This is a genomic window from Winogradskyella sp. 266wxhm (assembly GCF_058964685.1).
In genome coordinates, this window is the sequence record NZ_CM179559.1 from 3,445,290 (window position 1) to 3,469,898 (window position 24,609).

22 protein-coding genes are annotated in these 24,609 nt (G+C 33.6%); 8 read left to right on the forward strand and 14 right to left on the reverse strand.

Features of this window, described 5'->3' with window-relative positions; translation table 11 throughout:
• Position 1: 1 nt before the first annotated feature.
• On the reverse strand, positions 2-658 hold the full coding sequence (locus tag AC2H4K_RS15520; RefSeq protein WP_281139622.1) for an endonuclease III domain-containing protein: 657 nt from the start codon (positions 656-658) through the stop codon (positions 2-4).
• Between the two features lie 122 nt (positions 659-780).
• Here AC2H4K_RS15520 and AC2H4K_RS15525 point away from each other — a divergent pair, with 122 nt between their 5' ends.
• Both AC2H4K_RS15525 and bcp read left to right on the forward strand, forming a co-directional pair.
• A complete protein-coding gene (locus AC2H4K_RS15525) occupies positions 781-1,893 on the forward strand; it encodes a glycosyltransferase family 4 protein (RefSeq protein WP_281139621.1) in 1,113 nt (370 codons plus the stop codon).
• An 88-nt stretch (positions 1,894-1,981) separates the two neighbouring features.
• A complete protein-coding gene (gene bcp / locus AC2H4K_RS15530; protein ID WP_281139620.1) occupies positions 1,982-2,437 on the forward strand; it encodes a thioredoxin-dependent thiol peroxidase in 456 nt (151 codons plus the stop codon).
• Positions 2,438-2,499: 62 nt separating this feature from the next.
• On the opposite strand, the gene AC2H4K_RS15535 is transcribed toward bcp, so the two are convergent.
• A complete protein-coding gene (locus AC2H4K_RS15535) occupies positions 2,500-3,951 on the reverse strand; it encodes a TonB-dependent receptor (RefSeq protein ID WP_281139619.1) in 1,452 nt (483 codons plus the stop codon).
• Between the two features lie 90 nt (positions 3,952-4,041).
• Between AC2H4K_RS15535 and AC2H4K_RS15540 the strand changes: the two genes are divergently transcribed.
• Together AC2H4K_RS15540 and AC2H4K_RS15545 are read left to right on the forward strand one after the other, a co-directional pair.
• Entirely contained in the window at positions 4,042-4,803 is a 762-nt protein-coding gene (locus AC2H4K_RS15540; protein WP_281139618.1) for an MBL fold metallo-hydrolase, read from the forward strand.
• A gap of 20 nt (positions 4,804-4,823) precedes the next feature.
• Positions 4,824-5,315 (forward strand): hydrolase, encoded by a 492-nt coding sequence (locus AC2H4K_RS15545; protein WP_493742588.1) that lies wholly within the window; start codon positions 4,824-4,826, stop codon positions 5,313-5,315.
• Here AC2H4K_RS15545 and AC2H4K_RS15550 read toward each other — a convergent pair.
• The 5 genes from AC2H4K_RS15550 to AC2H4K_RS15570 form a co-directional block, all read right to left on the reverse strand.
• Entirely contained in the window at positions 5,312-5,956 is a 645-nt protein-coding gene (locus AC2H4K_RS15550) for an alpha/beta hydrolase (protein ID WP_281139616.1), read from the reverse strand. The two genes, AC2H4K_RS15545 and AC2H4K_RS15550, sit on opposite strands and share 4 nt — an antisense overlap.
• Before the next feature lie 2 nt (positions 5,957-5,958).
• Positions 5,959-6,291, reverse strand: a complete 333-nt coding sequence (locus AC2H4K_RS15555) for a hypothetical protein (RefSeq protein ID WP_281139615.1) — start codon at positions 6,289-6,291, stop codon at positions 5,959-5,961.
• A complete protein-coding gene (locus AC2H4K_RS15560; protein WP_281139614.1) occupies positions 6,291-7,544 on the reverse strand; it encodes a dihydroorotase in 1,254 nt (417 codons plus the stop codon). The genes AC2H4K_RS15555 and AC2H4K_RS15560 overlap by 1 nt, the downstream gene beginning before the upstream one ends.
• A complete protein-coding gene (locus AC2H4K_RS15565; protein WP_281139613.1) occupies positions 7,541-9,463 on the reverse strand; it encodes a BatA domain-containing protein in 1,923 nt (640 codons plus the stop codon). The genes AC2H4K_RS15560 and AC2H4K_RS15565 overlap by 4 nt, the downstream gene beginning before the upstream one ends.
• Before the next feature lie 193 nt (positions 9,464-9,656).
• Complete coding sequence (locus tag AC2H4K_RS15570) at positions 9,657-10,664, reverse strand: glycosyltransferase family 2 protein (protein ID WP_281139612.1); 1,008 nt, start codon at positions 10,662-10,664, stop codon at positions 9,657-9,659.
• 85 nt (positions 10,665-10,749) lie between these two features.
• Here AC2H4K_RS15570 and AC2H4K_RS15575 point away from each other — a divergent pair, with 85 nt between their 5' ends.
• Positions 10,750-12,642, forward strand: coding sequence for a M61 family metallopeptidase (locus AC2H4K_RS15575; protein WP_281139611.1), 1,893 nt, complete (start codon positions 10,750-10,752; stop codon positions 12,640-12,642).
• Positions 12,643-12,892: 250 nt separating this feature from the next.
• Here the strand turns inward: AC2H4K_RS15575 and AC2H4K_RS15580 are convergent, their stop codons facing one another.
• The 7 genes from AC2H4K_RS15580 to AC2H4K_RS15610 all read right to left on the reverse strand — a co-directional run bounded on the left by AC2H4K_RS15580 (position 12,893) and on the right by AC2H4K_RS15610 (position 21,005).
• Positions 12,893-13,663, reverse strand: coding sequence for a TIGR02757 family protein (locus tag AC2H4K_RS15580; protein ID WP_493742589.1), 771 nt, complete (start codon positions 13,661-13,663; stop codon positions 12,893-12,895).
• A 157-nt stretch (positions 13,664-13,820) separates the two neighbouring features.
• Positions 13,821-14,375 (reverse strand): hypothetical protein, encoded by a 555-nt coding sequence (locus AC2H4K_RS15585; protein ID WP_493742590.1) that lies wholly within the window; start codon positions 14,373-14,375, stop codon positions 13,821-13,823.
• On the reverse strand, positions 14,376-14,879 hold the full coding sequence (locus AC2H4K_RS15590; RefSeq protein WP_493742591.1) for a hypothetical protein: 504 nt from the start codon (positions 14,877-14,879) through the stop codon (positions 14,376-14,378). It abuts the gene before it with no gap.
• Positions 14,880-14,881: 2 nt separating this feature from the next.
• A complete protein-coding gene (locus AC2H4K_RS15595) occupies positions 14,882-15,670 on the reverse strand; it encodes a TIGR04255 family protein (RefSeq protein WP_493742592.1) in 789 nt (262 codons plus the stop codon).
• A gap of 246 nt (positions 15,671-15,916) precedes the next feature.
• The gene (locus tag AC2H4K_RS15600) at positions 15,917-16,957 is read right to left on the reverse strand and encodes a GMP reductase (protein WP_493742593.1); all 1,041 of its coding nucleotides are present in this window, start codon (positions 16,955-16,957) and stop codon (positions 15,917-15,919) included.
• A gap of 881 nt (positions 16,958-17,838) precedes the next feature.
• The gene (locus AC2H4K_RS15605; RefSeq protein WP_281139606.1) at positions 17,839-18,219 is read right to left on the reverse strand and encodes a RidA family protein; all 381 of its coding nucleotides are present in this window, start codon (positions 18,217-18,219) and stop codon (positions 17,839-17,841) included.
• Between the two features lie 74 nt (positions 18,220-18,293).
• Positions 18,294-21,005, reverse strand: a complete 2,712-nt coding sequence (locus AC2H4K_RS15610) for a putative LPS assembly protein LptD (RefSeq protein ID WP_493742594.1) — start codon at positions 21,003-21,005, stop codon at positions 18,294-18,296.
• Positions 21,006-21,164: 159 nt separating this feature from the next.
• Between AC2H4K_RS15610 and AC2H4K_RS15615 the strand changes: the two genes are divergently transcribed.
• From AC2H4K_RS15615 to AC2H4K_RS15625, 3 genes are read left to right on the forward strand one after another with little or no spacing between them, the layout of a single operon-like run.
• Positions 21,165-22,280: an N-acetylmuramoyl-L-alanine amidase gene (locus AC2H4K_RS15615; protein ID WP_281139604.1), complete on the forward strand. Its 1,116-nt coding sequence runs from the start codon at positions 21,165-21,167 to the stop codon at positions 22,278-22,280.
• Positions 22,281-22,334: 54 nt separating this feature from the next.
• Positions 22,335-23,282, forward strand: a complete 948-nt coding sequence (locus AC2H4K_RS15620) for an MlaD family protein (protein WP_493742595.1) — start codon at positions 22,335-22,337, stop codon at positions 23,280-23,282.
• An 11-nt stretch (positions 23,283-23,293) separates the two neighbouring features.
• Positions 23,294-24,607: a 4Fe-4S dicluster domain-containing protein gene (locus tag AC2H4K_RS15625; protein ID WP_493742596.1), complete on the forward strand. Its 1,314-nt coding sequence runs from the start codon at positions 23,294-23,296 to the stop codon at positions 24,605-24,607.
• Positions 24,608-24,609 lie beyond the last annotated feature (2 nt).

Here is a 24,609-nt window from a genome sequence, read left to right on the forward strand (position 1 = left end):
GTTATTTCTTCTTTTTGTAATAATCATCTAAAACAGATTTTCTACCAATAGTTTTTGTAATGATGTCTTTATCTAAATCCCAGCCTCTAGCAGGTGAATACTCTCTTCCGTACCATATGATTTGAAGGTGAAGATCATTCCATAGTTCTTTTGGGAACAAACGTTTGGCATCTTTTTCGGTTTGAACCACATTTTTTCCATTACTTAAGTTCCACCTATACATTAAGCGGTGGATGTGTGTGTCTACAGGAAAGGCAGGAATTCCGAAAGCTTGAGATAATACAACAGCAGCGGTTTTGTGGCCAACAGCTGGTAATGCTTCAAGTTCCTCATAAGTTTGAGGGACTTCACCATTATGTTTATCTATTAAAATCTGTGATAAACCATAAATACCTTTACTCTTCATAGGCGAAAGTCCAACAGGTTTAATAATTTCTCGTATTTCCTCAACACTTAGCTTTATCATGTCGTAAGGGTTATCGGCACGCTCAAAGAGTAGTGGAGTAATTTGGTTGACACGAACATCGGTACTTTGTGCAGACATTAATACGGCAATCAATAGTGTGTAAGGATCTTTGTGGTCTAGTGGGATAGGGATTTCTGGGTATAGTTGATCTAGTGTATTTATTACAAAATTGACTTTTTCTTCTTTGTTCATTGAAAATTTTCTTAGTTCTTCAAAATTAATATTCTTGATACAAATTATATCCAAAAGATTGAGAATTCTTAGATTATATAGTTAACAAAAGTATTACTTTGTAGTCAGTTAAGTCATACATTATGAGATTACTATTAATTGTAAATAGAGTTGATGAAGCTCATGGCCTGGTGAGAATTGTTGTGTTTCAAACTAATTATTTTATCAAACATTATGGTTATGAAGTTGAATTATTGATTTTAGACTCTAAGTCAAGATATAAAGAAGCACATTACGATATTTCAAAAAAAGCAAAACTGAATTATTTTGAAGCTAAAGGTGGATTTGATTTTTTTTATAAAGTCCAATTTATAAATAGTATGATAAATAATATTTCACCTGATGTGATTATGGTGTGTATTGATCATTTATTTGGATTAACATTACCATATTTTATTAAAAGAGCATCACCTTTAATTTATCAGCGTCATAGTACAAAAAGTATAAATATAGATAGGATTTCTAGAGGTTGGAAAGTTAAATTAAATAATAAAATTAAGCAGATTCTAATTTCAAAAGCTGGTGCAGGCTATGATAGTTTTGTGATTCTGTCAGAGCAGCATAAAAAAGATTGGAAGCATTTAAAAAATATTCATGTAATAAACAACCCTGTTACTATTGATAGTTTTGGCGAAACAGCTGATTTAAAGGCTAAAACTGTAGTGGCTATAGGAAGGCAGGATTATGTAAAAGGGTATGATATGCTTTTGGATGTTTGGAAGAAAGTACAAGAATCTCACCCTGATTGGAAATTAGAGATTTATGGCAAAGTCAATAAAAGTCTAGGCTTGGAAGAAAAATCTAAACGCTTGGGGCTTGATCAAAGTATTAAATTTTACAACCATACGTCAAACATAAAAGAGGTGTATTTAAAATCCTCAATATTAGTTTGTAGTTCTAGGATAGAAGGTTTTCCGCTTGTATTTATTGAGGCGATGTCTTTAGGAGTGCCTGTTATTTCTTTTGATTGTCCTTATGGCCCTCGCTCTATAATTAATCATGATGAGGATGGTTTGTTGGTTGAAGCAAATAATATAGATAAGATGGTAGAGTCGATTGAAAAACTTATTACTGATGAAAAAACAAGGAAGTATTACGGCAAAAATGCTAAAGTGAATGCAAATAGGTTTTTACCAGAAAAAATATATGACCAATGGGATTTATTATTTAAAAGTGTATTAAAACAAAATGATTAGGAATAAGAGGTTTAACTAATTTATAACAGGCAGTAATTTTTGAAGCCTAATCATTCATTGTATTTTTACAAAAACAAATTTAAGCATTATGACGCATTTAAAAGTAGGTGATAAAGCACCAGATTTTACAGCAAAAGATGAAAAAGGAAATACAGTCTCATTAACAGATTATAAAGGCAAAAAATTAGTGGTTTTCTTTTATCCAAAAGCAAGTACTCCGGGTTGCACTGCGGAAGCTTGTAATCTTAATGATAATTATGAGCGTTTTAAAGCAAAAGGTTATGAGATTTTAGGAGTCAGTGCAGACAGTGCTAAGCGACAAACTAATTTTAAGAATAAGTATAGTTTTCAGTATCCGTTATTGGCAGATGAGGACAAAGAAGTAATTAATGCTTTTGGGGTTTGGGGACCAAAGAAGTTTATGGGACGTGAGTATGATGGTATTCACAGAACAACATTTGTTATCGATGAAAATGGTGTTATAGAGGATGTTATTACCAAAGTAAAGACTAAAGCGCATACAGATCAGATTTTAACTGATTAATCATAAAAAAAAGCGACTTATTTAAGTCGCTTTTTCTTTTTATAATTTCAATTTTTTTTGAATTACTTGTGCATCACTTCTTCAGATTCCCAGCCAAATAGACTCTGTTCTTTAATTAGTTTTGCAATACCTGTTGGTAACATACTTTCCCAACCAGGTTCATTGTTCACAATCATTTTAAGAACTTTTCTGGAGAATACGGATAGGTTAGAAGCATCAAAATCGGTAATATCAACAACTTTACCATTGTATTTAAAGAACTTATAAAGCTCCTTCATACGTGGGTGAACTTTAAGGTTTTCACTTGTAGTTAAGCTACCATCTTCATTTTCCATTGGGTATAAGTAAACTCTAAGATCTTTGTAGAATAATTTACCAAAGGCTTCAAGAATACCACCACTAAGATGACGGTAATATTTCTCATCAAAAATATCTACCAAGTTGTTTACACCCATAGCTAATCCCATTCTATTTTTAGAATATTGAGAGAAGTATTCAACAAGTTTGTAATACTCTTGGAAGTTGGAAATAAGTACCGTGTGACCAAGTGAGCACAATAAACGCGCACGATCCATAAAATCTTGCTCATCAATTTTTCCTTCTGCTCTTAGGTTAGATAATGTAACCTCAAAAATAACTTGAGTTTTCTCTTTATCAACCTTATTTTCTTTAATAAACATTTCATATGATCTCTCAAACATATCAACGTTTACTTTTGTAACAGGCCTAAAACTACCTCTCAATGCTAAGATGTTCTTTTTGTAGAGTACTCTAGCTGGAAGTACATTATTTCCATCAGGCGCAAACATTACGGCATCTGTCATACCATTTTTAACAAGTTGTAAACTCATTAAACGGTTATCTACATTCTTAAAAACAGGACCAGAGAAGTTAATTGTATCAATTTCTAATTGGTCTTTTTCTAAGTGATCGTATAAGTAGCGTAATAATTTGCGAGGCTGATTATATTTATAGAAAGCACCATAAATTAGGTTGGTTCCTAATTTACCAAGCGTTTCCTGTTGTAAGCGTGCATCGTTTTCTTTAAAACGTATATGAATCACAATTTCACTGTATTCGCCTTCTGGCTCAACTTGAAATTTAATACCAACCCAACCATGACCTTTGTATTTTTTAGCAAAGTCGATAGTTGCTACTGTGTTGGCATAAGAAAAGAAAATCTTATTTGGATTTTGATCTTTGGAAATACGCTTTTCCATGAGGTTAACTTCGTGATTCAGCATCTTACGAAGTCGTGCTTCTGTTACATAGCGTTTATCATCTTCAATACCATAAATGGCGTCACTAAAATCCTTATCGTAGGCAGACATAGCTTTGGCGATAGTACCAGAAGCACCACCTGCTCTAAAGAAATGTCGAACAGTTTCCTGTCCTGCACCAATCTCGGAAAAAGTACCGTAAATATCTGCGTTAAGATTTATACGAAGTGCTTTATCTTTTAGCGATGGAATATTTTCTATTTCGTAATCACCTTTATACGTTATGTCCTTCATAGACCTTGGGTTTACATCGTTTTCGCAAAGGTATCAATTTACTATTGCAAACAAAAAAATAAGTTTATTTTTGTTTCAAACTTAACAGTGTTGAAGATTACATTTTTGGGTACTGGTACATCGCAAGGAATTCCTATTATAGGAAGTACTCATCCTGTATGTTTAAGTGATAATCCAAAAGATAAAAGGTTACGTGTTTCTGTTTTGGTTGAGTGGGACGACTATACTTATGTGGTGGATTGCGGACCAGATTTTAGACAACAAATGTTAAGGGCAAATGTGTCTAAAATAGATGGTATTGTTTTTACGCACGAGCATGCAGATCATACCATGGGACTAGATGATATAAGGCCATTTTTCTTCAGGCAAGGAGATATTTCGTTGTACGCGCACAAACGTGTTTTTGAAGCTTTGAAAAAGCGTTTTGATTATATTTTTACTACTGAAGATAAATATCCAGGTGTACCAAGTGTTATTCAAGAGGAAATCAAAAATGAACCATTCTTATTAGGAAATCTTGAAGTAGTTCCTATAGATGGACTGCATCATAAACTTCAGGTTTTTGGGTTTAGATTTAAGGATTTTGCGTATTTAACAGATATGAAAACTGTACCTGATGATGAAATTTTAAAACTGAAAGGTGTCGAGGTTTTAGTGGTTAATGCCTTACGTGAAGAACCTCACATGTCACATTTTAATTTAGAAGAAGCTTTAGCGTTTATAAAGCGTGTAAATCCAAAAAGAGCCTATTTAACTCATATTAGTCACTTAATGGGATTTCATGATGAGGTACAACAAAAGCTACCAGAAAACGTTTTTTTAGCATACGATAATTTACAAATTACCCTATAGATATGAAGAGTAGAATTTTTATGTATTTATTTATTTTTTCGGTTTTATTGATTGTTTTTCAATATGTGAATTCAAAAAACATTATCGATAAGTATGAAAAAGATATAAAGATATTTAAATCTAAAATAACTGATAATGAAAAGGAAATTGCTGAACTACAAGAGCAAAATTTTGAGCTAAATTATTTTAATATCGATAGAAATGAAGATGCTCTAACTTATTTTGAAGCACAAGGCTATGATACGGATCAGTTGATTCCTGCAATTATTGATGGATTATATGCTATGAACGATTATGAAGGGGAAGAACACCCAATAGTGCCTTATGTATCTATGACGGACTCTAAACTATTGATTAATAAAGTCAGGGTTTTAAATCATAAATGGATTATTGCCAATTTTACAGATGGTGAATTTTGGGGTGAAATTTTTGTGACCTATAGCATAGATGAAAATAATGACCTTAAATATAAACTGGTTGAATATTTTTTGTATCCTAAAGTTGTGGGTTAACCCCGTTTTTCTAACCAATTTCTAAAGTCATAGAAGTTTTGTGGTGCTACACCATGTCCGACAGGATATTCTGAATATTTATAATCAATATTCAGAGCTTTTAAAAATTCAGGTGCTTTTCTTGCCCAATCTATAGGAATAACTTGGTCTACTGAACCATGAGAGCAAAAGAAGCTAAGATGAGCTACATCTTTTTCATCAATACTATTTGGAAGTATATCGTCATTAACATAGCCACTAAGCGCCACAACATTCTTCACTTTTTCAGGATAATTTAAAGCCACGGCATAGCTCAAAATTGTGCCTTGACTAAAGCCTAAGAGTGTTACATTTTTTGAATTTACAGGATAAGTTTCACAAGCATAATCAATAAATTCTGAGATTAAATCTACAGATTGTTTAGCTTGTTCGTTATCGCTCCATTTTCCTTTTTCAGCATCAAAATTTATAGCATACCAAGCGTTTCCATAGGGTTGCATAGCGTAAGGAGCTCTCAGTGATATAATAAAAAGCTCTTCAGGTAATTCTGTAGCAAATGAAAACAAATCGTTTTCATCGCTTCCATAACCATGACACATTATTAAAAGTGGTGCATTTTCCTTTAAGCTAGATGGTCTTGTGATATAGTGTAAATTAGCCATAATTATTGACCTATCGATTTAAATACATTCTGAAAAAGGTTACCGAGAATAGGGATTTTATTCATTTTACCAGAAACAGCTCCTGCAATTCCATATACTAAAAGAACAGAAAAGAAAATCCACCAAGAAAGTGTAATATTCCAGTTGTTAAAATAGCCAACAATATAGCCCATGCACATAAACAAAAGCCATAGTCCAAGCCCTTGTCTTATATGAAAAGAGATAAATGTATTTCTTTTATCTTGATTTGTAAAAAACGCAATTAAAACACCAATTAAGGTTAAATATGCAATGATTCCGTAGGTTTTACCTTCTTTAACAGAGTTGTCATTCATTATTTAAGAACGATTTTGTTATTTGCAATTATACCATAGGTTTCTCCAGTAAGTTGCATGCCTAAGAAAGCTGAATTTTTAGACTTGGATGTAATATCAGCTTTACTAAATTGATATTTAGCATCAGGATTAAACAAGCTCAAATTAGCTTCTTCACCTTCACTGATAGTAGTTTCAGTAATGCCAAATCTTGACTTTCCTTGTGTTAAAAGCGCGATGCTTTTTTTGGTAGTAAATACAGTTTGTAATGCACCAAATGCAGATTCTAAACCAATAGTACCATACTTAGCATGATCAAACTCTACTTTTTTATGTTCAATATCAATAGGGTTATGGTCTGAAGTCACCATATCAATAGTGCCATCTTTTAAGCCTTCAATTAAAGCCTCGCAATCATTTTGTGTACGCAATGGTGGCAGAACTTTATATCTGGTGTCAAAACCATCTAGATTATCATCGGTAAGTACTAAATTATGAATAGCAACACTACAAGTGACGTCTAACTTTTTAGCTTTAGCTTCTCTTATTAATTCTACAGATTTTGCTGTTGAGATTGTTGGAATATGAAGTTTTCCTTCCGTATATTCTAATAAGAATAAATCTCTAGCAACTTGTAGTTCTTCCGCTAAAGCAGGATTGCCTTTCAGTCCTAACTTTGTACTGTTGATGTGTTCGTTAACAACACCTAGTCCAGAAATCTTAGATTCTTGAGGAAATGACATAACTAAACCATCAAAATTGCTAGCATATTGCATGGCAATTTTCATAAGGTTAGGATTAGATACTGGTTTTTGATAATCGTAAAACGCAACCGCTCCAGCATTATTCATATCATAAAGCTCTGCTAAATCTGTGCTATTACTAGCTTGTGTTAAAGCTCCGATAGGATAAAGACTTACAGCGTTATTTCGTGCTTTCGCAGCTACAAAAGTAATGTCTGCAAAACTGTCTATAATAGGGTTAGAGTTTGCATTGAGTGCAACAGATGTAAATCCAGCGTAAGCAGCTGTTTTTAAACCGTTATCTATAGTTTCTCTATCTTCAAATCCAGGTTCGCCAAAAGAGACACTGCTATCAAACCAACCTTGCGACACATGCAGATTGTCTAGCTTTATTTCTTTGTAATTGTTGGGATTAGATATGCGTTTCGAAATCTTTGTAATACGACCTCTTTCAATTAAAATATCAACCGTTTCATTGTGAAAATCACTTTTAGAATCAACGATGGTTGCAGATTTTATGAGTGCGTTCATTTAAGATATTTTAGAATAAGCATTTCAATAATTAAAAATGCTAATGCAAAAATAACAAACCATTTCCATAGCGCATTAACATTTGAGCTACTTTTTATTGTGTTTATGGTATTGGCTAAGCTAGAATCGGAGTTAACATTCTCAATATCCGATAAATCGTTATAAAACAATTTGCTTTCTTTTCTGTTGTAATTAAAGCTCAAATGCTCAAGCAGAACTTCTTTGTTTTTTACATCATAAATTCCTGCTGTTTCAGGAAAATCACCAGTTTCAATAGCAACAGATTTACTATAGGTTTTTTGTAATGGAATTATAGAATTCTCAGTATTTGATAAGGTTAAAATATCATCTTGTCCAAGAGAAACATTAACCGCTATAGTATTTCTATCTCCTATGGTGTAGTACAGTTTTGAAAGTTGTAAACTCTGAAGTCCCATATTGTATAAAACAGGTACTATAAGTTGTGAGTTTTTAAAGTTAGAATTATCAGAATTTAATGGTGAAGAAAATGCATACATATTATCATTTCCCATTAAAAAAGAAGCTCCATCTTCATACGCTAATACACTGTTAGATTTCGAAGCAAAAACATAAGACATTCCAACTTTAGGATATTGAAAATTCGTCACTTTAGAATAGAATGCGTTTGCTAAAAGCGGATGGTCATAATTAATACTTGTAATTCGTTTTTCGTTATTTGAAATAGAAGAATAATTTGAAATTAATGAATTTGCAAATGTTTGATTGTAAGAATTTAAATTAACTTCTTTTGAAGGGATAATTAAAATATGACCTCCGTTGCTTTTAAAACTGTTTAAAGCAGAAATAAGTGCGTTAGATATATTATCAATCTCATTAAGAATGATAAAATTTTGATCTGGAATTACATTAAAATTCAGGCTTTCTAATTTGAAGCTTTTAAACTCAAATTCATCATCAGTGTAGATACGTTTTAGAAATGCATCTTCGGCATTTCCGTTAATACTCAAAACCTTAATTTTTGGCTTTTCATTGATGTTGAAATAGAACGTATTGTCGTACTGTAAACTAGCGTCATCAATTACAATTTTTCCGTTTACAGAAGTGTTGGGAATAGTAAAAACTGTTTTAGCTTTATCTTCAATACTAACTGCACTTTTAGCTAATAAGTCGTCACCATTAAATAAAGATACGGTTACATTATCTTCAGGTTCAAACGGGTTAGAAAGCACAGTAGTAATATCTAAAGTTTCAGGAGTGGTTTTGGAAATATAGGCACTGTCAATACTTATGTTTGATACTAAATTAGATTTTGGTTGTACCAAATTCAGATTGACTAGACTATCATTTTCAAAATTCAAAGGATTGTCTTTTTGCTGAAAATCCGAGACCATCAGTAAATTCTTGGTTGCCGAACCATTATTAGAAAAGAGTTGTTTTCCTTTTAAATAAGCCGCCTCATAATTGAGTTGTGTTGGTGAGTAGCTCAGTTCAATTAAGTCTTTCTTTAAAGCTTTTACAGAGGTATTTCTGTAAGTAGCTTCATTAGTGAACAAACTTATTTTTTCATCTTCAGGAAAGGTGTTGATGATATCCTGAATTGCTTCGTTGAGTAGTGAGCCATTACTGCCTTGAGCTTGCATGCTAAAGGAATTGTCTAAATAAATGACCGTTTCTTGGGTATCATTAAAATCTTCTGTGTTAGGAATAAAAGGCTGCGCAAAAGCGATAATAGCACATGCTAAAAGCAACATTCTCGTTAAAAGCGTCAACCATTTTTTTAACTGTGAACTTTTTCGGGTTTGAAGTTTTACAGCTTTTAGAAATTTTACATTGGTAAATTCAACTTTTTGAAAACGACGCAGTTGAAAAAGGTGAATAAGAATAGGAATTATCAGTAAAAATAAAGCGTAAAGTAATTCTGGGTGTTTAAACTGCATTCCTGTAATTCGAATTATTTTTATTGTCTATAAAAGCAAAATAATATCAGTTTGAGCGCAGTCGAAAACTTAGAGAATAAAATACATTAAGCATTTCGACTGCGCTCAATGTGACAACAAAACTGAATCCTGCTTTTAGTTAGCTCAAATATAGAAAATGCAAAGCGATAACAGCATTTTGCTTTTGAGAAATTTAACAGAAAAAGAAGTAATCCGTCATAGACAGCATATTCTGCTTTTTAAAATAGGCTCTAATCTCGCGTTGCGCATCTTCATTGGCAACAGTAACAATACTTTGAGGTTGTTTGAGTTGGGTTAGGTAATCAAAATTTAAAAGCTCTTGGTCGTAGATGTGTTTCCCAATTTTTTTAGGATTATTGCAAATCCAGTAAAACGGGACTTTGTTTTTTAGCAAAAGTTTAGCAACGGTTTTTCCTTTAGCTCCAGCTCCCCAAATTGTGAGTGGTCTAGACTTGTCATAATCTAATTCAAGAAAATAATGTGTCTTTATATCCAGAAAATAGTTTTGGGCGTAATGCTCATGTGTTCTAGACGTTCTGGTGCTGTAATCGCGCCAATGCAACAAGACTTTATCACAAGGAATGCACTTATAATTGGCTCTGTAAAACCGAAAAGTTAAATCGTAATCTTCAGGATAGCGATTGGGTTCAAAACTTTCACAAGCTGTAAAATCATCTCTATGAAGTAACCAACAAGGCGAAGGAATGACACATTCTTTATAGATTTCAGAATAATTGCTTCCAGTTTCAGTGAGTTGATTAATCCAACGCTCGTAGCGCGCGTAACCATCACTAACACCATCTGTTCTAAAATATTTTACTTGTCCAACAGCAAGGTGTTTTTTGCCATGTTTTAATAAGCTGTTCAGCATTACCTCCAAACGGTCTGGAGTCATAATATCATCACTGTCCATTCGTGTTACATAGTGGCCAGAACTGAGTCTAAAAGCCATTCTTAAAGCTTCAATAATTCCAGAGCCTTCATTTTTATAAAGTTGAATTCGCTCATCTTTTTCAGAAAATTGTTTCACGGTTTTATAGGAGTCATCTTCAGAACCATCATCTACAAAGATAGCCTCCCAATTGGTGTAGTTTTGAGCTAATATTGAATTGATACATTCGGGTAAGAATGCCGAAGTGTTCTTAAAGGGAACAAAAATGCTTACTAAAGGTTTTGCCATTGTGCGAATTTAACAAAACCTTTAGGTTTAAAATAGTAACAGATTGTAGATTTGCCGATCTAGTAAAAAAACTAAAATTTAAAACATGAAGAATTATTTAGCCATTCTTGGCTTAAGTATCATTTTAGTTGGTTGTGGTTCAGCAAAGCCAACTGTAGATGATTTAGCAGTTAACAACCCAATTGTAACAGCTTTAGATTTAACAGCAGTAGATAATGATAGAGTTCCTGTGACTATTAATCCTGGTCGTTTTACTACAGAAACCGTAACCTATAGATTACCTCGTGTGGTACAAGGTACTTACTCTGTTAGTGATTTTGGAAAGTATGTAGATGATCTAAAAGCTTTGGATTATGATGGTAATGAATTGGAAGTTACTAAAGTTGATGATAACACTTGGACTATTGCAGAAGCTAAGAAATTAGATAAAATTACCTATTACGTTAATGATACCTTTGATATAGAATCTAATGGTGGTATTGGTGGTGAACAACCATTTTCACCAGCAGGAACAAATATTGAAGAAGATAACTATGTATTGAATCTTCACGGATTTATTGGTTATTTCGATTCTTTAAAGAATAACCAATACGCTTTAGATGTAACGGCTCCGGCAACATTTGTTAGAACTTCTGCTTTAGAAAATAAAGGTATGAAGTCTAGTGCAGATGGAAAATCTATCACTAGCAGCTATTTTGCACAACGTTATTTCGATATTACAGACAACCCAATGATGTACGGTAAATTGGATGTTGAAGAATTTATGGTAGGTGATATCAAAATTGTGTTGAGTGTGTATTCACCAAACGGTGTACATACAGCAGCCAGCCAAAAAGAGACTGTTTTTAAAATGATGCAAGCTCAAAAGGCGTATTTAGGAGATGTAAACAGTACTCCACGTTACGATATTTACTTGTATTTATCAGAAGGTACGGAAACTTCTCCTAAAGGTATGGGAGCTTTAGAACACCATACATCTACGGTTGTGGTATTACCAGAGTCTTCAACTAAAGAAGGCTTAGCAGCGTCTATTGTAGATGTTGTAGCACATGAGTTTTTTCATATTGTAACTCCTTTATCTGTGCATTCTGAAGATGTACATTATTTCGATTATAACAAACCAACATTTTCTAAGCATTTATGGATGTATGAAGGTGTAACGGAATATTTTGCACAGCACTTCCAAGTGTATGAAGGTTTAGTGGATAGTGAAACGTTCTATAACACTATGTTAGAAAAAATCAACATTTCGAAGCGTATGGACGACGCTATGAGTTTCACTATTATGAGTGAAAACGTGTTGGAAGAGCCTTATGCCTCTAATTACTACAACGTGTACCAAAAAGGAGCATTAATCGGTATGTGTATTGATATTTTAATGCGAAAAGAAAGTAATGGTACAAGAAGTATGTTATCATTAATGAAGGAACTTTCAGCGAAATATGGAAAGGACAAACCTTTTGATGATGATACCATCATTGCTGAAATCACTAAAATGACTTACCCAAGTGTTGGTGAATTCTTAAAAACACATGTAGAAGGTGATGTACCAATTGATTACACTGAATTCTTTACTATGGTTGGTTTAACAACAGGTGAAGTAGAAGTACCAACGAATTTTATTTTTGCTGGTGGACAAAATATCATTTTTGATGCAGACCAAGAAAAAGGGTCTATTTTCTTCTCAGAAATGGCATTAAAGAACTCATTCTGGAAATCTCAAGGAGTTCAAGCTGGTGACGTGATTAAGAAAGTTAACGGACAAGAATTGACCTTGCAGAATGCACAAATGGTTATTGGTAGTATGTTCGGATGGCAAGCTGGTCAGGATATCACTATGGAATTAGAAAGAAATGGTGAGGCAATTAAAATTGAAGCAAAACTGACTCAGCCAACAGCTATGAGTGAAGGTTTAACTGAAGATGAAAACGCTACAGCTGAACAAATCGCAACGAGAGAAGCTTGGTTGAAAGGTTAATTAATATTGTATAAGCATCCTGAATTGTCACGCTGAGCTTGTCGAAGTGTCGTTGTGGGATCTTATTTAAAGTTTATAAAATAAAAAGGCTTCCAATTTGGAAGCCTTTTTGTTTTTTGTAATGTTTGTAACAACTTTGTCTTTCCGAACTTGGTTCAGGATCTTATTAGTGTTGGTGTGTAAGATTATATAGTTTAGATGCTGAAATAAATTCAGCATGACACATCGCGACGAGGTTTGGCACTATAAATTAAAACCCCTCAAAAACTCCCAAGCCAAACAATGCAAAATCATATTTCACAGGATCGGTTGGGTCTAACCGTCTTAAGGACGCATCGAGTTCTGCTAAGGCTTTAGCATCGTTTTGTTTTCGTTTTAATAAGCCTAGTTTTCGTGCTACATTACCAGAATGCACATCCAAAGGACAACTCAATTGCGCTGGACGTAATGACTTCCATATACCAAAATCCACACCATTATGATCGTTACGAACCATCCAACGTAGATACATATTGATACGTTTGGCTGCCGAATTTTTAAGCGGATCGCTCACATGCTTTTTGGTGCGTTCTAAATGCGGTAACTCAAAAAACAACTGTTTAAAATGATGAATACTATGCTGTAACGAATCTGCTGTAGCGTATTTTGCAAAAACAGCTTCTAAACCTTGAAGCTGCTGATAAATGTGTTGTAAGCTTTTTACAAACTGAATAAAATCCTCACCATTAAAGGTTCTATGTACAAAAGGCAATAGCTTTTCTAAGTCGCTATCTTGGTGCTGTGTCACAAACTCAAAAGGGGAGTGGTCTAACAACGTCATCATTTTGTTGGCATTGTTAATAATACTCTTACGATTGCCCCAAGCGATTGTAGCTGCTAAAAAACCAGCGATTTCTATATCCTCTTTTTTAGAAAACTGATGCGGTACTTGTATAGGATCACTCTCAATAAATTTTGGGTTGTTATAGAGTGCGACTTTAGTATCTAAAAATTCTTTGAGTGCTGCTTTTGTAAGTTTCAAAGGTTTGGTTTTGGTTTTAACTACAAAAATACAAGAAGTTTTAAGGAAACTACGTAAAGTTACGTATAGAAACTATGCTTAGAAAAAGCTAACTTCGCTTATCAATCGATATAGTTCATTGAAACGGAACTATATCTTAACGTTGGCAAACATTTCATCAGACAACCTTCTTGAATTCGACATCATCATAGGAGTCTGACAATGGATAATTATCAATTATAAGCTTACAATCTTTTGACAACTTTCTCGAAAAAGACCTAATCGCAGTATTTGGGCTCTCATTTTCTTTTAATGCAGGATTTTCATAAATTAAATCAGCGTGTGCAGGATTTCCAGGTGTATCAGTATAAACTTCAGCTTCTTTAGGCAAGTATTGGAATTTTTCATCTAAAGGCGTAGAGAAAATATCAGCTTCGAATTCATTTCTCTCATTTTGAATATAATTTTGTTTTACTTTCTCAAAATGAGATTTTCTAAAGACTATAAAACCTATGTAGACTTTTCCAATCGCAACACCTTTTGCGAAATCTTTACATTTACTCTCTTCACAATATAAATTCCGTTGAAATGAAACACCACCTTTATTAGGCAAAAAAATATCTTTGGAAACAAGCTTTTCCTCTGCTATAATTTTGTTTTTAAAATTTCGGTCAAAAATAAAATGAACCAAAATTTCATCATCGGCAATTTGTTTTGGTATTAGTATGGGCATTTAAACTGATAAGAAGCTAGATAAATCTTGTAGTAATTCGTTTTTAGATTCATCTAATACTAATGAATCTACTTGCTTGTCATCAGTTCCATTTACTTCTATGAAATATCCAAGTTCTTTAGCACCGATTTCTAATGAAAAAGCATTATCCACATCTTTTTCCCAGTCAAAAACGACAGTACCATATGGCGTACTATAAACATCATCAATTTCTAATTGTTCTAAAACACTCGGGTAAAGATTATCGATAAAAGAATAACATTGAGCTAGAACATCCGCAGATATCTTGACATTGGCATCGGCTGAATTAAAAAAATCTAAAATATGACTTTTTAAAAAGTCTGACTTTTCATTACTTGTAATTCCTGTAAAATGATAAGTATGCTTCAAGTCAACAATTTCTTCTTCAAGGTAACAACTTTCCATTTCGATATTACTTCGATTTAAAAAACTAAACTTTTCGACTTCTGGATTTAAAGTAAACAAACTAGTTAATAATGCCATAATTACTTTAATTTTATTAAATTCTGACTTTCTGCTGTCAATATATCTTTAAGAATTTTTTTGTTCTCTAAATGTGCTGAATCATAAAGAGAGCTAAAATTCTTATGTTCGTTTAAGTTACTAAATAATTTTATATCACCAAACCTTTGAGCGTATTGATGGTCAATTATTATTCTTTTAATATCATTGTTGAAAGTTATTTCAGTTCTTTCTTCATATGTAAAACCACCTTCTTCATTTCCTTGAGAAACTAAAACTAAAGTTCCGTTTTTAGAAGATAAAAATTTCTTGTTTAAAAGTTCTGAATCAATATTAAAAATATCAGCGACAGGTATAGGTGAGTTTCTATCAGTCCATATAAATTCATCTCTATAATTTAAACTTATTGCTTCAACATAGAAGTCATTCACACCAGAGAACGAATTCAAATCTGAACCTAGCTGATTTTTAAATGTATCCCAATCCTTATATTTTCTATTCTCTAATGACAGAACAGATTGATTTTCTTTACTGTTTTCTAATTTAAAAACATTATTTATCGAACCTTTTTCATCATAGCTTTCAAATATAAAACCTTTAATTTGCTCGTTAGTAATTCCTAAATTGTTGTTATTAATATTAATGGTTGTAGCCTTCAACATTCCTTTTTTAGGATAACTCTTAAAACCTTGAACTTCCTTTGTTTTTTCAAAGACATCTTGTGGTTTTAAAAAAGCTTGTGGTATGAATACAGATGCTACAGCTCTACTAATCGAATGATTTTCAGAAATAGGCTTTAAAAATTCTAACATTTAAATTTAAAAATGATTTTGTTTACAAATGTAGGTTTTTATTTGAATTTAATTAAAATATTGAATGAGTTTTAAGAAAGTAATAACTAAAAAAAACGATTTGCCAACACCGTGTAAAATTAATTGCTAGTTTTTGGCTTAATTCCGAAAATTCTTCCGAATTTTCTATTCAGTTTTTATTTGCTAATTTAGGTGCTTAAACACGCAACTAATCTTACACAAACACGATAAGCGCAATCTCCAAACCTACCCATTATACACTTGATTTTCCTGTTCCGCGACACGTATAAAAGTAGTGCGTTTGGTGAGTTCTTTTAAACGTGCCGCACCAACATAGGTACAAGTGCTACGTATGCCTCCCAAAATATCTTGTAAGGTATCTTTAACATCACCTTTGTAAGGCACTTCTACAGTTTTGCCTTCACTGGCTCTGTATTCGGCAACTCCACCAACATATTTATCCATAGCAGTGGCAGAGCTCATACCATAAAATTGTTTGTAGCGTTCTCCGTTACGTTCTATAAGTTCGCCACCACTTTCGGTATGGCCAGCAAACATGCCACCTAACATTACAAAATCGGCACCAGCACCAAAAGCCTTGGAAACATCACCAGGTGTGGTGCAACCACCATCGCTAATAATTTGGCCTCCCAAACCGTGAGCTGCATCGGCACATTCTATAATGGCAGAGAGCTGCGGATAACCCACTCCGGTTTTTACACGTGTCGTACAAACGCTACCAGGACCAATGCCTACTTTTACAATATCGGCACCAGAGAGTAGGAGTTGTTCTACCATTTCGCCTGTCACCACATTACCAGCAATAATGGTTTTGTTAGGGTAAAGATTACGGGTTTTGTTTACAAATTCTACAAAATGCTCAGAGTAACCATTGGCGACATCAATACAGATGAATTTTAATTCAGGATGTTGGTTAAAAACGGTTTTTAGTTTATTGGCATCATCTTGTCCTGTACCAGTACTTATGGCAATAAAGTCTGTAATATTGGTTGGAGCATTGCTTAAAAATGCGTGCCATTGCTCTGGCGTATAGTGTTTGTGTATGGCTGTAAAGAGTTTATGGTCGGCAAGTACTTTAGCGATTTCAAAAGTGCCTGTGGTATCCATATTGGCAGCCATAATTGGGACGCCTTGCCATTCAGCTTTACTGTTTAAAAAGGTGAAATCGCGTTCTAAAGTGACTTCAGATCTACTTTTTAGGGTAGAACGTTTGGGACGAAACATTACATCTTTAAAGCCAAGTTTTACATCGTGTTCTATACGCATCTTTGGAGAAATTTGGTTACTCTCAAAAATACGAGTTCTGTAAAAAAGGAAATCATCAAAAGCACAGAAGCCTTGGTGATTTTTATTAACAATTGTTTATAGTTGGTTTGCTTATAATATGGTTCTCGATACAATTTCTCATGCTACTTCGACAGGCTCAGCAGCCATTCGAAATCACTCGAACTGACGTAAGGCTTTCAATCTATATATACTATTGTTTTATTATTAGGTTACCGTCACTTCGAGTGGAATTCTGGAAGAATTTTGTATCAAGAAGTTATTAATGGTAACCAAATAGTTCTCGATACAATTTCTCATGCTACTTCGACAGGCTCAGCAGCCATTCGAAATCACTTGAACTGACGTAAGGCTTTCAATCTATATATACTATTGTTTTATTATTAGGTTACCGTCACTTCGAGTGGAATTCTGGAAGAATTTTGTATCGAGAAGTTATTAATGGTAACCAAATAGTTCTCGATACAATTTCTCATGCTACTTCGACAGGCTCAGCAGCCATTCGAAATCACTCGAACTGACGTAAGCCTTTCAATCTATATACACTATTGTTTTATTATTAGGTTACCGTCACTTCGGGTGGAATTCTGGAAGAATTTTGTATCAAGAAGTTATTAATGGTAACCAAATAGTTCTCGATACAATTTCTCATGCTACTTCGACAGGCTCAGCAGCCATTCGAAATCATTCGAACTGACGTAAGCCTTTCAATTTATATATGCTATTGTTTTATTATTAGGTTATCGTCATTTCGAGTGGAATTCTGGAAGAATTTTGTATCGAGAAGTTATTAATGGTAACCGAATAGTTCTCTATTCAATTTCTCACATTTATAAATAATCTGAACAGGTATATAATAAGAATTACAACGCCGCAATCATGCTAATTTCCACATTCACAAACTTAGGCAGGTTAGCCACTTCTACCGTTTCTCTGGCAGGAGCTGTATCTTCATTAAAATAGCTCCCATACACCTCATTGATTTGCGCAAAGTTGTTCATATCACTGATGAAAATTGAGGTTTTAATGACGTTGTCAAACGTCATGTCAGCAGCTTCTAAAACAGCTTTCATGTTTTCCATCACTTGTTTAGTCTCGGTTTTAATATCGTCTAAAACCAATTCCATAGTTTCAGGATTGAGAGCAATTTGCCCAGAGGTATATAAGGTATTTCCGCTTAAAACAGCTTGATTATAAGGTCCAATAGGAGCAGGTGCTTTTGTAGTGTTGATTATTTTTTTCATACTATGCTGAACTGTTTCTGTAAAACAGCATTTTTAAAGATTAAACAATAGGTAAATTTAAAAGAAAAATCGGATTAATTTCCAACACGTTGATCTGGTTGACGACGTTGATCGTACTTAAGATCTTTAAGTAGGTTAGAGGAAATCCCAATAAAGAAATTCCAAGAGGCTCTAGTACTAAAAGGTACCCAAGTAAAATTCATTCTCCAGCTTAAAAGGTCACGCTCAAAGCGTAATTGTGTATAAGTGAACCCTTGGTTTAAAAAGTCGTAACCAGACGAGGCACCTATTGTCCATCGAGGGGATAAATCTATGTCTCCTGAGAACATCAGAGAGTGCGAGGAAATCTCATTTTCTCTTCGTGTGTTGTTGTAGTTGGCAGCATAGGCTAGTCGTAAAGACCAAGGCATTTTATAATTGTACAGCTCGTTGTTTTCTTCTTCGTTTTCAGTTCTATCATCATCTGTGAGTCTCCTATCTGCAAAGTCTTCTGTTTTACCAAAGAGTCCGTCGGTTCTACCACCTGAGCGTGCTGCTTCTTGGGCTGAAGCTTTGTCTTTTTCAGATTCCGTACCAGAAAAACTATCATTAGATAACGTATAGCTCATATTGATATTAGCCGAAGTTAATCGGAATAAGCTTCCACCGTTATTGATGTTGTAGGTATTAATTACTCTATTGTTATTATCTAACGCATAAGGATTTAAAGTCATTCCGAAGTTAATACTCATTTTTTTATTTAAAATTTGAGTACCACCAGAAACTCTCACAGGACTCCAGTTTAGTGAGTCGGCAGCAAGGTTGTAAGATGTAGAAAAGTTTAAGTTGTTTAGGATGAAAACTTTTTCAGCTTCTGTTTTGGTTGAATCTTTAGAGCGTACTTTAGCTTCAATATTATTACCTATAGTAATACCCAAACTACTAGAGTAGCGGTTTCCTGGAACACCATAGAGAGAATTTTCAAAACGTGTGTATTCTTCGGTGGTTGTACCGTCAGCATCAATAACCTCATAAGTTTCGTAGTACTGATCGAATGCTGGACTTACAGAATAACTCAACGATGGTCTAATAACGTGCCTTATCGCTTGTATTTTTGGGTCTTTACCTTCACGTTGAAAATTGTACATACCGTATAATGTTGTACCAACACTAGCACCAAAATTATAAGTTAAAAAACGATCGAATCCATTTTGTTCAATATCGATGACTTCATCTTCTATAGGATCGTAGGTTTTTCTTATGGTTTTTAAAGTCCAAGTTTCCTCAAAATTCGCGCTTGTACTTACACTAAAATGGTCAAAGACTTTAAAGTTGGTCGTAACAGGAATACTGTGGCGCATACCAGTAACAGCATCATCAAACATTTCACTTTTTCCAAAAAGAGAATCCGTGGTATTAATGCGGTATTCAGCTCTACTATTCAGCTGAAAATTTATATTTTGAATAGCACCTTTCTTAGTTCCAGTTTTAGGTTCAAAAGGATAAATTCTACTCATAGAACCTTGAAAGGTTGGTAGAGTAAGATTGATAGCTTCTGTTCTTGTATTCTGCGAATGCGTAGCAGACATACTAATGTTTACTTGTGGCTCGCCTTGAAAGGATTTTGAATACGATACTGACGATGCTAAAGTATTATTCAAGAAGTTTGCTTGATTTAGCTGGTTTACCGATTGTTGGTAATATTGACTACTACCCAAGTTTACTGAAGCCGAAAAACGTGAACTAGGATTAGCTTTGGCATCTTGGCTATGTGACCATCTAATGTTATAAATTGTGTTTTTAGCAAAATCAGGGAAGCCACGTTCGCTAGTCAATAAGTTCTCATACCTAAAACTCATATTTCCACGAAACTTATAGCGGAGAGCATAATTACTTTCCATTCGTATACCATAACTACCATTGGTGTAATAGTCTCCTAGAACCGCTAAATCTACATAATCGCTAATAGCAAAATAGTAACCACCATTTTGTAAAAAGTAACCTCTGTCGTTACCAGTATCTTCACCAAACGAAGGAAAAATGATTCCAGATGTTTGCTTTTTAGACATAGGAAAAAAGGCAAAAGGCATTACTAAAGGTGTCGGCACATCATAAATATACATTTGACTCAAGCCTGTAACCACCTTTTTATTAGGAACAATTTTGGCTTTATTCATCTTAATGTAGTACTCAGGATCATCTAAATTTTCAGAGGTAGTAAACTTACCGTCCTTAATAAAATATACCGAATCGTTTTCTTTTTTTGTGGTTTCGGCAATAATGGTTCCACCACTTTGTTCAGTAACCGAGTTGTAAATAAGAGCCTTTTTTGTATCTGTATTAAAGATAATTGAATCTGGCTCTATAACATTAGCACCTTGAGTAAAAACAGGTTTTTGTGAGTAGCCTGTAGAATCTTTTAATCGACCAGCATATACCAAGTTTTTACTGTAATCTATAACAATGATGCCCGATTTAATCTCCATGTCTTGATAGAGAACAACGGCTTCATTGTACATGTATATTTTCTGTTCCTTTTGGTTTATAGAAACATAATCTTTGGCCTTATAGGTTACAATATCTTTAAGGAAAGCATCTTTTTTAACCGAATCTTGATCTGTAGAATCTACTACTTTAGTGTTTACAGGCACATTTAAAAGTGAATCTATAGCAATATTTGTAGAGTCTGCTTTTTGCTTTGCAGGAATTGAAGTACTCTTTTTTGGTAATTCTTGTGCAAAGCTAAAAGTGTTGATAAACACTGTAAAACTCAGGGCAAAAAGTATGTGTAGACTATTTGTACGCAATCCTTTTAAATGTATTTTTGTAAAAGTATGGCTCGGTTTTTGAATCGCAAAAGTACAGATATTTTTTTGTGATTAATTTATTAAAATAATAAAGTTTAAAAATACAGTTTACTTAATAGCACGAGTAATAATCCGAGATTAAAAAACGTTAAATTCAATATGCAAACGACGCGTAAATATATAATAGTATTTCTAGTTTTTACATTTATCACTTCTTTAACATCTTTTGAAGGCTTAAATGCTCAAGATGATAAATTTGTAGTGGTTTTAGATGCTGGTCATGGTGGACATGATTCTGGGAATTTAGGAAATGGCTACAAAGAAAAAAACATTGCACTCAACGTAACCTTGCAAGTAGGGAAAGAGCTAGAAAAGGATAAAAACATCAAAGTGATTTATACTAGAAAAACCGATGTTTTTATAGAATTGCACGAGCGTGCCAATATAGCAAATAGGGAAGATGCGGACTTATTTGTATCTATCCATTGTAATGCACACAGCTCTCAAGCAAGTGGTACAGAGACTTTTGTTTTAGGTGAAAAGAATACAGGACGAAATTTTGAGGTTGCCAAGCGTGAAAACGAAGTAATTTTTCTTGAGGAAAACTATAAAGAAAACTATTCAGGTTTTGATCCAAGTTCACCGGAATCTACTATTGCCATTGGTATAGAACAAGAGGTTTTTGTAGAGCAAAGTATTGTTTTAGCCAGAAAAATAGAAGACAATTTTATTAAAGATGCTAAACGAAAAAGTAGAGGATTAAAACAAGCAAGTCTACTAGTCATTAGAAACACCTACATGCCTAGTGTTTTGGTTGAAGTAGGATTTTTAACTAATAAAAGTGAAGGCGCTTATCTTAATACTAAAGCAGGTCAGTCTAAAATGGCAAATTCTATTAGAGATGCTATTATTTCATATAAAAAAGAACTAGACCAAAACGTTGGTGCGCATCTTTTTGATGTGGGAGTGCCAGAGGTTACTGAAGTAGAAACCAAGCCTATGATTGTTGAAGGAGTAATTTTTAAGGTACAGATTGCCGCAAGTTCTAACGAATTAGAGCCAAAATCTTATAACTTTAAAGGTCTTGAAAATATTTCCCGAGAAAAAGAAGGAACTATCTACAAATATTTTACAGGAAGTACATCAGATTATAACGAAGCCAAAACACTTCAAGATAAGGCGCAATCAGCAGGTTATCCCGATGCTTTTGTTGTGGCTTACAGAGATGGAAAAAATATTGATGTTTCCGAAGCGTTAAAATCTGCTTCTAATTAAAAACATTATTAATATATTTATTCCTAATTTTGTTTTTAATCAAACTATTGCCCATTGAAAGTCTCAAGAGAAGTCAAAGTAGCATTACTAGTTTTACTAGGGATTGCTTTATTTTTATATCTATTTACATTCTTAAAAGGAAAGAATATTTTTTCCGACAACAACACGTACTATACGCAATTCGACTATAATGCTTTAAGCCCTTCATCACCTGTAACTATAAAAGGTAATAAAATAGGTAAGGTAGAAGATATAAGTTATGATTACCAAACTGGTAAAACTATCGTTGAGTTTTCCGTAAATCCTAAATTAAAATTTTCAAAAAATAGTATTGCAAGATTATATCCAACAGGTCTTATGGGAGGCAATGCGCTTTCTATTGTAGATGCCAATGATGGAGATTTAGCAAAACCTGGAGATTATATTCAGTCGGAAGTAAAACAAGGTCTTATGTCATCTTTAGAAAGTAGTTTACCAAAGGTAACTTCTGGATTGGATGGAACTTTGGAGTCTACAGATACGCTGGTGAATAATCTAAATGCACTTTTACAAGATGATTCTGAGAAAGGGCTAAAAAATGCCATTGCAGAATTAAACACAACATTGAAATCTTTCGCAAGTACATCATATTCTGTTCAGGGTATGATAAAGAATAACGAAGAAAAAATTTCATCAATTCTCGATAATTTCGATAAAACCAGTAAAGATTTAAATGCATTAACTACGGAGCTTAAAGATGCTGGGCTTTCTAATACAATAGGTGAGTTAAATAAAATCATCAGCTCACTACAAAATTTATTAGCAACTATTGATAATGGTGAAGGTACTCTAGGAAAATTAATGAAAGATGAAGCGCTTTACGATAATTTAGAAGCAGCCTCTAAAGAATTACAATTATTACTTCTCGACATAAAGTTACATCCTGCAAGATACAGACGTATCCTCTCTAAAAAAGAGATTCCTTACGAGGAACCAACCGAGGAGCAAATAAATAATAATTAGACTGTTTTATTATGGACTACATTCCAAATATTCTTTTTGCAATAATACTAATAGCTGGTATTGGTTACTTTGCTCGTAATATCAAAAAACTCATCCGAAACATTAAGCTAGGAAAAGACGTTGATGTTAGTGATCATAAATCTGAACGTTGGAAAAATATGACACGTATTGCATTAGGGCAAAGTAAAATGGTAAAACGTCCTATTGCTGGTTTTCTTCATATTGTAGTCTATGTTGGTTTCATTATTATAAATATTGAAGTTTTAGAAATCATTATCGATGGTATTTTTGGTACGCATCGTATAGGTCTTCAAGTCTTACCAACATCTGTTTATGGCTTTTTAATAGGTGCTTTTGAAGTTTTAGCAGTTCTAGTTTTAGTATCTGTAATTGTCTTTTGGATACGTAGAAATGTCATAAAACTAAAACGTTTTCTAAGTTCTGAAATGAAAGGCTGGCCAAAAAGTGATGGTAATATCATTCTTTATTTTGAAGTCGTCTTAATGTGTTTATTCTTAGTGATGAATGCTACAGATACTTCATTTCAGAGTATGGCTTCAGGGAATGTTATTTCTCAATTTATTTCACCATTATTTGAAGGTTTTTCAGAAGGAACACTTCATGCCATTGAGCGTACAGCTTGGTGGTTACATATTGTTGGAATTTTAGTATTCTTAAATTATTTATACTATTCTAAGCATTTACATATTTTGTTAGCGTTTCCAAACACCTATTTTGGAAGTGTTGAGCCAAAAGGAAAATTCAATAATCTTGAAGCTGTAACAAACGAAGTAAAATTAATGATGGATCCAAACGCAGATCCGTTTGCCGCTGCACCAGAAGGAGCAGAGGACGAAACTCCTGCAAAATTTGGAGCAAGTGATGTTATGGACTTAAGTCAGGTACAATTACTAAGTGCATATACGTGTACGGAGTGTGGTCGTTGTACATCGGCTTGTCCAGCGAATCTAACTGGTAAGAAGTTATCTCCAAGAAAAATCATGATGGATACACGTGATCGTTTGGAGGAAGTCGGAAAAAATATTGATGCCAATAATGGTGAATTCAAAGACGATGGCAAACAGCTTTTGGGAGATTACATCACTAACGAAGAGTTATGGGCTTGTACTACTTGTAATGCCTGTGTTGAGGAGTGTCCTGTAAGTATTAATCCATTATCTATCATTTTAGAAATGCGTCGCTATTTGGTTATGGAGCAAAGTGCTGCACCAATGGAGTTGAACAATATGATGACCAATATTGAAAACAATGGAGCACCATGGCCGTATAATCAAATGGATCGTTTAAACTGGGTAAATGAATAAAT

What these genes read in the sequence shown, in the direction of transcription:
- AC2H4K_RS15625 (WP_493742596.1), top strand. Translation starts at nt 23,294, where the DNA reads ATGGACTACATTCCAAATATTCTTTTTGCAATAATACTAATAGCTGGT.
- AC2H4K_RS15570 (WP_281139612.1), bottom strand. Translation starts at nt 10,664, where the DNA reads ATGGCAAAACCTTTAGTAAGCATTTTTGTTCCCTTTAAGAACACTTCG.
- AC2H4K_RS15565 (WP_281139613.1), bottom strand. Translation starts at nt 9,463, where the DNA reads ATGCAGTTTAAACACCCAGAATTACTTTACGCTTTATTTTTACTGATA.
- AC2H4K_RS15520 (WP_281139622.1), bottom strand. Translation starts at nt 658, where the DNA reads ATGAACAAAGAAGAAAAAGTCAATTTTGTAATAAATACACTAGATCAA.
- AC2H4K_RS15555 (WP_281139615.1), bottom strand. Translation starts at nt 6,291, where the DNA reads ATGAATGACAACTCTGTTAAAGAAGGTAAAACCTACGGAATCATTGCA.
- AC2H4K_RS15545 (WP_493742588.1), top strand. Translation starts at nt 4,824, where the DNA reads ATGTATTTATTTATTTTTTCGGTTTTATTGATTGTTTTTCAATATGTG.
- AC2H4K_RS15550 (WP_281139616.1), bottom strand. Translation starts at nt 5,956, where the DNA reads ATGGCTAATTTACACTATATCACAAGACCATCTAGCTTAAAGGAAAAT.
- AC2H4K_RS15605 (WP_281139606.1), bottom strand. Translation starts at nt 18,219, where the DNA reads ATGAAAAAAATAATCAACACTACAAAAGCACCTGCTCCTATTGGACCT.
- AC2H4K_RS15560 (WP_281139614.1), bottom strand. Translation starts at nt 7,544, where the DNA reads ATGAACGCACTCATAAAATCTGCAACCATCGTTGATTCTAAAAGTGAT.
- AC2H4K_RS15600 (WP_493742593.1), bottom strand. Translation starts at nt 16,957, where the DNA reads ATGCGTATAGAACACGATGTAAAACTTGGCTTTAAAGATGTAATGTTT.
- AC2H4K_RS15590 (WP_493742591.1), bottom strand. Translation starts at nt 14,879, where the DNA reads ATGGCATTATTAACTAGTTTGTTTACTTTAAATCCAGAAGTCGAAAAG.
- AC2H4K_RS15585 (WP_493742590.1), bottom strand. Translation starts at nt 14,375, where the DNA reads ATGCCCATACTAATACCAAAACAAATTGCCGATGATGAAATTTTGGTT.
- AC2H4K_RS15535 (WP_281139619.1), bottom strand. Translation starts at nt 3,951, where the DNA reads ATGAAGGACATAACGTATAAAGGTGATTACGAAATAGAAAATATTCCA.
- AC2H4K_RS15575 (WP_281139611.1), top strand. Translation starts at nt 10,750, where the DNA reads ATGAAGAATTATTTAGCCATTCTTGGCTTAAGTATCATTTTAGTTGGT.
- AC2H4K_RS15615 (WP_281139604.1), top strand. Translation starts at nt 21,165, where the DNA reads ATGCAAACGACGCGTAAATATATAATAGTATTTCTAGTTTTTACATTT.
- bcp (WP_281139620.1), top strand. Translation starts at nt 1,982, where the DNA reads ATGACGCATTTAAAAGTAGGTGATAAAGCACCAGATTTTACAGCAAAA.
- AC2H4K_RS15595 (WP_493742592.1), bottom strand. Translation starts at nt 15,670, where the DNA reads ATGTTAGAATTTTTAAAGCCTATTTCTGAAAATCATTCGATTAGTAGA.
- AC2H4K_RS15525 (WP_281139621.1), top strand. Translation starts at nt 781, where the DNA reads ATGAGATTACTATTAATTGTAAATAGAGTTGATGAAGCTCATGGCCTG.